This window comes from Candidatus Hinthialibacter antarcticus, from assembly GCA_030765645.1.
In the GTDB taxonomy this organism is placed as follows: domain Bacteria; phylum Hinthialibacterota; class Hinthialibacteria; order Hinthialibacterales; family Hinthialibacteraceae; genus Hinthialibacter; species Hinthialibacter antarcticus.
The window spans coordinates 160653-169610 of sequence record JAVCCE010000001.1; the positions used below are offsets into that span (position 1 = coordinate 160653).

Sequence of the window (8958 nt, forward strand, 5' to 3'; positions counted from 1 at the left end):
CGTACTCATCAATCCCATCTCACGTGGATTTGGCTAAGCGCTGGAATTGTCGTTAGCTCAGGACTCATTTATCTCGCGCTTTCAATATCCCACAGCGGTCTCCAAGGCTCATTTCACACGTTGTTTAATTAGTTTTACGCGGCCCGAGCAACGAGCCGTTAGCGTCCGGTGAACTGGGCGCTGGCGGCCCGTTTTTGTTTTCTGAGGAACCTTTTTTAACCAAGTGAAGTAGGCCGAAGATGCTTTGTTCAAAGGCGGGCGTTTCAATTCTCAGGTCTTTGCGCCCTTGATTAAAGCGGTTGCGCTGCAACGGGGCCAGCGTCTCGATATCAAACCACTGCAATTCATAAATCCCTTCAACGGTTTGCAGAACCAGTTGCGCCTGGCTCCGGCCTGGCTCACGGGTAAACAACCAAAACAGACGGTCGTTCCCGACAAGATTATCAATGAAAATATATTGATCTTTGGGCGTCACCGTGACGGGCGCCCGCGATGGAGGCCGCGCCGGGCCGGTGAAATCCAACAACGGCATGAACTCTTCACGCGCTTTCGCCAGCTGCAAATCAAAACCCGAGAAATCAAACGTCGATCCCCGCTCGAGCGGCGATAAAAACGCGCTGCTGCTCATCGCAAGCGACGACCAAAACAACGTGTGGAAAAACAAATCGCGCTGCGCAGGTTTTGCGTTCCAAACCGCCTCGCTAATAAACACCGGGCGCCGCGACTTCCGGCACTCTTCTAGAAAATTTTGGATGCTGCTCGCCGCAAGAATGGGCGCGCGCGAACGGAAGTGAAGAAACAAAACGTCAACTTGCTCCATCAAATCATACGGCAGCGTGTTCGGCCAAAATGACGCGGCGATCAGGTGGCGCTCGGTGTTCACTTGATGCACCCGGTCGAGAACCAAGTTCAGCCAAAGTAAGACTTCGCCGCGAAGTTCCACATCACGCGGGACGGAAGCGTCCCAGACGTTCGCGCCGCGCGCCAGTTCCCAGGCGAGTATATTGCGGCCTTGAAAGCGCTCGATCAATTGCGCGGCGCGGGTCAACGACTGCTGGCGGACTTTTGCGTTCATCAAGAAATCATGAATGCTCTCGCAAGGCCCGCCGTTGGCTTCGCTATAAGGCGAAGCGCCCCAATCTTCCTGCATGGACTGCAAATCAAACAGAATGGGGACAACCTGCAATTGATAGGTCTCAGCGGCGGAAAGCAACGCCTCAAAGCGCTGCATGACCTCGTCTCGAAACATACCAGTACGGTCCAGCAGCGCATCCAGCGCAGCGCCGTCGCCCAACGCGTCTTCGAGGTTCACCCGCACCGTGTTCACGCCCGCGTCAGCCAGCATGTTCAATGTTGAATCCAACGTCCGCGCGGATACGGTTTCCTGCAACAGGTAGCCGACATTGGCGCCTTGCGGGAAAAACAATTTGCCCTGGTTCGACAAAAGAAACGCATTGGTTTTATCGCGGCTGACCGCCGCCTTAGCGACCGCCGTCGGCAAGCCGGCGACGCAGGCCATCAATGCCGCACAAACCAGCGCGGCGCATATACGTAAAGGAGAAGTCATCATTCTTGCGGCGCAGCGCCTTTCCATTCCGGCATTGAGTCAAAACTCACGCCAGCGTTCCGAACCCGCAAGGTCATCGTGTATTCCGTGGGGAACGACATGCCCCCCAGGTTCGATGATCCCGCCATTTCCAGTTCGGTGCGGGTGTCGTCTTTCATCGAGGTCAGGCGGCCTTTTTCGAGATCAAACAACCACTCGCCCGTCCCGCGCATGACGTATGACTTATAGTTCAAGGTCAGTTGAATTTGCGGCGGCGCCTCGTCATCGCTTTTCACCGGGTCAAATTGCACGTTCTCGGCGTTGATGGTGGTTTCGCTTTCAATCACAGCAGTGCGCACTCCGTCGCGTTCTTCAATTTTGCGCAGGGAGTATGTCGCGTAAGCAATGATCGGCTTTGAGCCTTTTAAATGGGGAACCACCCAACTTTCCGACCAGACGTCGTTGATCTTCGCCGGGCCGTTCGGCAAGCGCATATACGGGCGGATCTGAATCGGCGAAAGCCCCACCTGGTCCAACCCCGGCAGCACGGCTCCCAGGTCGAGTTGCTTAGAGTTTTTTACCACTTCGCCGTTGGTCTTCATGGTGAGATCAAACGCGGCGTCTTCTTTCGCCAAAATTGGGATCATATCCAGCGGTTCGCGGTGCCCCGCCATCGGCGCGAACATTTCCATTTTTTCGAGTTTCACGTTACACACCGCGCCAGTCGTCAGCACGTTTTGAATTTCATAGCGAAACAGCCCGCTATTGGTGGCCTCGATGGGGAACGCGCCCGCCTGGCTCTGCATGGCGCCCTGAATGTAGGTATCTAAGGTCAGAAACGTGACTGCGCCCGGCCTGAAGATATTTTTGATCTCATACGGCTGCGCAACCGCGACAGAAACAGACAGCAAGAGAGTAAAGACGCTTGTGACAATTGTTCGCAACATAGAAAACTCGTTTTCATCAGTATTTGAATGAGTTCAGAACTCACCCTGAAAGTATTCACAACCTGCTCCCTCTCCCTATGGGAGGGTTGGGGTGAGGGCAAATAGATCCCGGCAGGCTGCTTCGAACCCACCCTACCTCAAGTTTTGCTCCCTCCCCCCAAGATGGGGGGAGATATAAGAGGGGGGTTGAAAGCGTTACGTCAATCTCCGTGTATTCAACCAACCCTCAACACCTATACGCCCCGCCTGAAACACTAAGCGTATCAAAACTTACGCATTTTGTCCACTTTGGGTAACCACTCATTTTTCAGTTCGCGGTATTGTGTTTACTGAATCCACGCCAACTCCGGCGTGGAGGGCGTCTCTGTGAGCGCCTGTGCAATAGGGCCTGAAAGCCCGCACCGAAGCGAGCAGAGATGCACCCACGCCGCTGCGCCATGCGAACCTTTCGCTACCCCTTCGGCTCCAACACCTCAAGCCCGCTCATATAAGGCCGCAACGCCTCGGGCACGATCACCGAACCGTCTTCCTGCTGGTTGTTTTCGAGAACCGCAATCATCAAGCGCGGCGTCGCCAAACCGGAACCATTCAAGGTGTGAACAAAACGCGGTTTGCCGCCGTCTTTGGGGCGGTAACGAATGTTGCCGCGCCGACCCTGATAGTCTTCGCAGTTGCTGCACGACGAAACCTCATAGTACGAATCTTGCCCCGGCAGCCACACTTCGAGGTCATAGGTCTTGGCGGCCTGGTTGCCGATATCGCCCGTCACCAGCAGCATGGACTGATAATGCAGCCCCAGTTCTTCGAGAATATGCTGAGCGTCTTTGACCAACGCCTCCAACTCATCGTATGAGGTTTCGGGCGTGGTGTATTTATACATTTCGCATTTGTTGAATTGGTGCATCCGCACCAGCCCGCGTTCTTCGGCGCCGTGCGCGCCCGCTTCGCGGCGGAAACAGGGCGTCACCGAGGTGTACATCAGCGGCAGGTCGTCTTCGTTGAGAATCTCATCGCGAAACATGCTGGTCAGCGGCACTTCGCTGGTCGGCAGCAAATAAAACGGATCGTCTTTGCACTTGTACAATTGGTCTTCAAACTTCGGCAAGTTGCCCGACGCGAAGGTGGTGTCGCGGTTTAACAACAGCGGCGGGACCACCGGGATGTATCCGCGCTTTTGGTTATGCTCGCGGAAAAAATTGAGCAGCGCCCATTCCAACTGTGCGCCCTGTCCCCAATAAAGCGGGAAATGCGACCCGGTAATTTTGGCGCCGCGCTCAAAATCAAACAGTTGCAGCGACTTGCCCAGTTCCAAATGGTTTTTGGGTTGAAACGAAAACTGCGGCTTCTCGCCGAAGGTATGCACCACCTGATTGTTGGCCTTGTCCATGTCCGTCGGAACGGATTCATGCGGCAGGTTGGGCAGTTCCGCAACTTTCATATCCAGTTGCGTTTCTAGTTCACGCAGTTGGACGGTTTTTTCTTTGATCTGCTCTGAGAGTTGCTTCATCTCGGCGATGACGGCGCTGGCGTCTTGTTTGTCTTTTTTCAAGACGGCGATCTGGTCGGTGACCGCGTTTTGTTTCGAGCGCATCTCGTCGGTTTCGGTTTGCAAGGCGCGTCGATTGGCGTCGAGTTCAACAATGGCGTTGAGTGAAACGCCCGGCTCGCGGCGGCGCAGCTCGGCTTCGACCCATTCAGGCTTTTCACGAATGACTTTCAGATCCAGCACAGTCAATCCTCCAAACGTTTCGCCTGTTCGCGAAAACGCGCGTGTTTTAATTTACCGAAGACAACCCTGCCCCCCTTTTTAAGGGGGGACGGCGCCGTCAAGGCGCCAGGGGGGATTTGAATCCACGGCCCTGGTTATTTTGCTGGCGGGTTAATTCGTCTAGACGAACACCCAAGATGCTAATTAATGGCTTAAACCTTCTGTGAAAGATCGAGAGGGCGAACTTCCTGGTGAGCCATAGAATATCGCTGACGTTTTTATTTCTTGTGGCTCGGCGGGAGCCTCGCCCTCCCGGCGCTTCGGTCGTTCGCCGCAGCGGACGGCCCTCGCGATAACGCAACGCTCTGTATGCTTGAATACAGATAGGTTGGAATTATACGATTGAACTCTTCCAAAACAAACCGACGCAGGGCCGAGTAGACCAAAGCCCGCTTCGGCGCCACAATAGCCACTATGCAACCTGTCACCTGGACGCAATTCAAAGAATTCACCGGACGCGGCTACCTATGGCCTGTGCTCTTTTGGGGCTGGGTGGTCGCCATGTCGTTTTATATCGAACGCGCCCCGGTGCATGACCCCCGCGCCTTACCGTCGAGCCTGGCCTATTCGGGCATCTCGTTTGAAGGCCTGCGCTTTGAACAACTCGGCGAAGACGGCGGACGCATCATCGTCAACGCGCCCAGCGCCTATTTCAATCAAACCGAAAAAAAATTTCTACTTGACTCGCCCGAACTGGCCTGGGACAATCCCGCCGCCGAAGAGTCATTCAAAGCCACGGGCGCCACTGGACAATTTCAGGTCGAAACCAACGTCAGCGCCTTGCCCTCCGAATTTAACCGGATGCAACTCAACGGCGGGGCCTCCGCCCAAAGCGGACAGACGGCGGTTGACGCCGACCGCTTGGTTTTCGACAATGAGCTGTTGCTTTTTGAAGTGCTGGGCAGTTATGAATTAAGAATTCGCGCATCGAAATCAAAACGCATTGACCCGCAAGGCGCATTGTATTTTGATCCGATTCAAGAGAAAATTAACCAAAATAAAGAAACGCTATTGAGCGCACGGAAACCAAAACCATGAAAAAAAACCTCTACCCCTTCGCAGCCTTTTTCTTGATCGCCATGATGAGCGCAACCGCCTTCGCCCAAGACCTCTCGACCTCGTTCTCGACGGGAAACGGCGATGTCTTCATCGACGAAGACACCGAGTGGGAAGCCGAAGACCCGTTCTCTGACGCGCCTATCTTAAACCTCAGTCCCAAAGAGGGCATGGCCGTCGCCAAAGCGACCTTGGTTGAAGGCACCCGCACCACCATCTATACCGCAAAAAAAATCCGCTACGCACTCGCAACCGAAGAGTTTTTGCTCGAAGGCGACGCCAAAATTCAACGCGGCGACGAATATTTATCCGGGCCGGAAAAAATTCAATATGATCCAAAAAAACTAATCATGATTTTGGTAGGAACCCCAAAAACGCCCGCGCAAATTCTCTACAACCCGCCAAACCAGGATAAAGTATTCGCCAAGTCGGTTGAATTCACGTTTCGGTTCACCATGAACGGCAAAGACAAAGAATTAACATCAATCAAAACCAAGGGCAACCAAGGCTCCCGCATGGGTGAATCAGTCCAATTCCCCAAAGACGCCGTCCCCCGCAAAGCCAGCGGTTCGTAATGAGAGCGTCTGATGGAGCGACGGGGCGCTTAGCGAAGGCGGTTGATGGTGAATTGGGTGAATTCGTCGGCGTTGATTGCGGTGGCGGCGAACGGCCCGGCATTTTGTAATAGCAGAATCGGCGTGATATACGGCTCCCGCATGAAGATGCGCCCGCCAATGGTCAAGCGCGTACTTACGCTGGTTCGCAATAAGCGTCCGTTCGCGACCAGCCCGAATGCAGAACGACCGTCCGTAAAGATATAATCAATCATTCCATCTCTTCCGTTCAGGCGTTTCACGTCAACCTGCGCCATTTGCAGCTGGTTGAACGCATCCTGGCTGGTGGTGCTAAAGACGCCGACATTGGCCGACGGAGCGCTGGGACTGGATGAGAGCGCGATCGACTGGTTACCGAAGAGGTCGCGGATGATCTGCACCCCGCCCTTGTTGTTGGTCAAATTAATGATAAGCCCGTTCAGGTTGGTATTGAACGACCCTTCGGGCTGAAGCGGTTGTTTGACGCGGTCAAACTCGCCGAGCAATTGCGCTTGTAAGTTATCGAAGAATACGGTGGCGTCGTGGTTGGCGTCGGCGGGTTGGGTAATTTGCAACGCCAACAGCGCCATATCGCCCGGAGGGTCATAAATGGTCGTCAACTGGCGCGCCACGCCCGTGGGCATGGCCCCTTCAATAGACATGTTATAGCCAAATTGATTATCGACCGGCCAGTTAAACGCCATCAGCGAAATGGTGGCGGACGACGAATCGACCCAGGCGGCGACGTTGGCCCACAGGGGTTCATCTTTAGAGGTCACGGGGGTATTGGCGACAATCATCATGCCTTCGCCGGGACGCGCAACCACTTTGAGCGCCTTGCCGCTGAACCCATCGACATCAGGCGAGACGGAGATAAGCCCCGTCGCGGGTTTGAAGTTTTGCGGCGCGTTAAGCGTGAATTGTGATGTCAGTCTGGCCGAATTTTCAAACGTATATAGCGCCAGATTGGGGTTTGGAGTTGGCGACGGCGTCGGCGTTTGCGTCGGCGGCCCCGGGGTTGGCGTTGGAGTAGCGACCAGCGTCGGCATGGGCGTCGGAGTTGGCGTCGGCGTAAAAGTTGGGCTCGGGACCGGCGTCGGCGTTCGCTGTGGAAACTTGCTGCGCACGATGCCAATATAGTCAATCGAGAAGCTCGACGCCCGAATAAAGCCGGGGTCAATGCGCAAGGTTTCAATCACTTTGGTTTGGTCAAACAGGTCGCTGTAATTCAGCGTGACGGTCTGATAACCGAAGGCGTTGAACCCGGTAATGGCTTTGGGGCCGACAAAGGAGCCTTGGTCGGTGATGAACGAAACGTCGATGGGCGCGACCGGGGTCATAAAAAAGCGCATCACCATCTCGAATTGAGAAAACGTGTCGAAATTCAAGCCCGAGCGAAACAGGATTGGATCATTGCCGGTAACGGTCCCTTCTAAAAAGCCGTTGCTGACTGCAAGGTTTGAAATATGTTGAAAGGCGCGCCATCCCTCAAAGTCATTGGGCGTATTGAATTCCCAAATGTGGCTGACGTCGGCGCCGACTTCTAAATCGACCGAGTCATGCACGGTCACTGCGCCGTCGGTCAGGGTAAAATTCACTTGAAATTGCTGGCGAAACTGATTGAGTTTTGGGGTAAAGCGAAAGCGTCCAGTGTTGCGGTCAAACGTGCTATTCAAGGGCAGCCCGGTTGCGCTGAGGTCCAAGATTTCTAAATCAGGGTCTGACGCGAACGCAAGCAAATTAAAGGTATCGCCCGCTTGAACGTTGTGTTTTCCTTCGGGGTTGAGTGAAAGTTGCGGCGAACGGTTGACGTTGTTGATCTGAAGAATGCGCGTTTGGCTGACGCTTTGGGTTCCATCGGTGACGGAAATTACAATGGTAGCGCCGCCCGCTTGAAAATAGTCGGGCTGAAACAAAAACTCGCCCGTATCCGTCGCTAAATGCAAATTGGCGACCGCAGGGGTCACGCTAAAGACGAGAGTATTGTCGATGTCTGGATCAATCGCGACCGCTTCAAACTGGACTGAAGCGCCTTCATTAACGGAAAGAGTGTTCGCAAAACTGATTTGCAACTCAGGCGGGCGGTTGTTGTCTTTCACCTGAATGGTCGCCGTCTTCGAGACGCGGTCGATCAGGTTGTCGGCGCTAAACTCAACGGTGTAGGTCGCGGCTTGAATGAAATTGGGCAAAAAGCGGTAGACGCCGGTCTGGGCGTTTAACCGGGCGTTTGGAATCGTCGGCGAAACAAAAAAGACGTACGGCTGCGACGATGCGCCGCCAGTGGCTTCGAGCTGAAAGGTGACGGGTTCGTTCTCGAACACCGCCGCGAACGTCGCGGGGAGAATGGTCATCGCAGGCGTTGACGGAACCACAACCAGTTGCGCAGGTGCAGACAGGTCGTCCAACAGCGCCGAATCCAGACGCAGGTCTTCCGCTGCGGCGCTATAGGCAAACGCCGCCAGGCATGACAATACACATAGAGAAAACACCAGCCGTTTTGTCATCTGGCCTCAGTTAAAATTACGCTTTACGGATTGCCGCATCTTGCTCGATTGCACAGAACGCCCATACAAACAGAGTGATGGCAATCGCTCTATCTATAGTATAATCGCAATTTCTTCACCAAACCTTTAGCAAAGAATGAGTTAGAGGGCGGGCTGCCGGCCTTTTGGGGTTGTATTTCGATAGGCTGAATCGTGTCTAGCGCTGCTGTAAGAGAGGCAAGGGCGGATAGGTTTTTTTAATCATCGCATTTTTGGGGGAAATGAATTCGCTCATTTTTCCTGATCCCCCCTAGCCCAATGTCATTGACTTAAGACTTTTAGCCCCCCTTTTTAAGGGGGGACGGCGCTGAAAGCGCCAGGGGGGATTCGGGCGCAACACGTTGCGCCCCTACAAGGCTGATATTTTTGATTTCGTTGCATCAGGGCCTGAAAGCCCGCACTGAAGCCAATGTCATTGACTTAAGACTTTTAGCCCCCCTTTTTAAGGGGGGACGGCGCTGAAAGCGCCAGGGGGGATTCGGGCGCAACGTGTTGCGCCCCTACA

The 8958-nt window shown here is 54.3% G+C and carries 6 protein-coding genes; 2 read left to right on the forward strand and 4 right to left on the reverse strand.

Translation table 11 applies throughout. From position 1 onward, the window contains the following. Positions 1–124: 124 nt before the first annotated feature. From P9L94_00440 to serS, 3 genes are all read right to left on the reverse strand, one after another. The gene (locus P9L94_00440; GenBank protein MDP8242517.1) at positions 125–1570 is read right to left on the reverse strand and encodes a hypothetical protein; all 1446 of its coding nucleotides are present in this window, start codon (positions 1568–1570) and stop codon (positions 125–127) included. Then, on the reverse strand, positions 1567–2493 hold the full coding sequence (locus P9L94_00445) for a hypothetical protein (protein ID MDP8242518.1): 927 nt from the start codon (positions 2491–2493) through the stop codon (positions 1567–1569). Before P9L94_00445 ends, P9L94_00440 begins: the two co-directional genes overlap by 4 nt. Before the next feature lie 451 nt (positions 2494–2944). Continuing rightward, positions 2945–4222 (reverse strand): serine--tRNA ligase, encoded by a 1278-nt coding sequence (gene serS / locus P9L94_00450; GenBank protein ID MDP8242519.1) that lies wholly within the window; start codon positions 4220–4222, stop codon positions 2945–2947. A gap of 453 nt (positions 4223–4675) precedes the next feature. Between serS and P9L94_00455 the strand changes: the two genes are divergently transcribed. Together P9L94_00455 and P9L94_00460 are read left to right on the forward strand one after the other, a co-directional pair. Beyond that, complete coding sequence (locus P9L94_00455; protein MDP8242520.1) at positions 4676–5299, forward strand: hypothetical protein; 624 nt, start codon at positions 4676–4678, stop codon at positions 5297–5299. Beyond that, on the forward strand, positions 5296–5892 hold the full coding sequence (locus P9L94_00460; protein ID MDP8242521.1) for a hypothetical protein: 597 nt from the start codon (positions 5296–5298) through the stop codon (positions 5890–5892). The genes P9L94_00455 and P9L94_00460 overlap by 4 nt, the downstream gene beginning before the upstream one ends. Positions 5893–5921: 29 nt before the next feature. On the opposite strand, the gene P9L94_00465 is transcribed toward P9L94_00460, so the two are convergent. Further along, complete coding sequence (locus tag P9L94_00465) at positions 5922–8414, reverse strand: hypothetical protein (GenBank protein ID MDP8242522.1); 2493 nt, start codon at positions 8412–8414, stop codon at positions 5922–5924. Between the last annotated feature and the right edge of the window lie 544 nt (positions 8415–8958).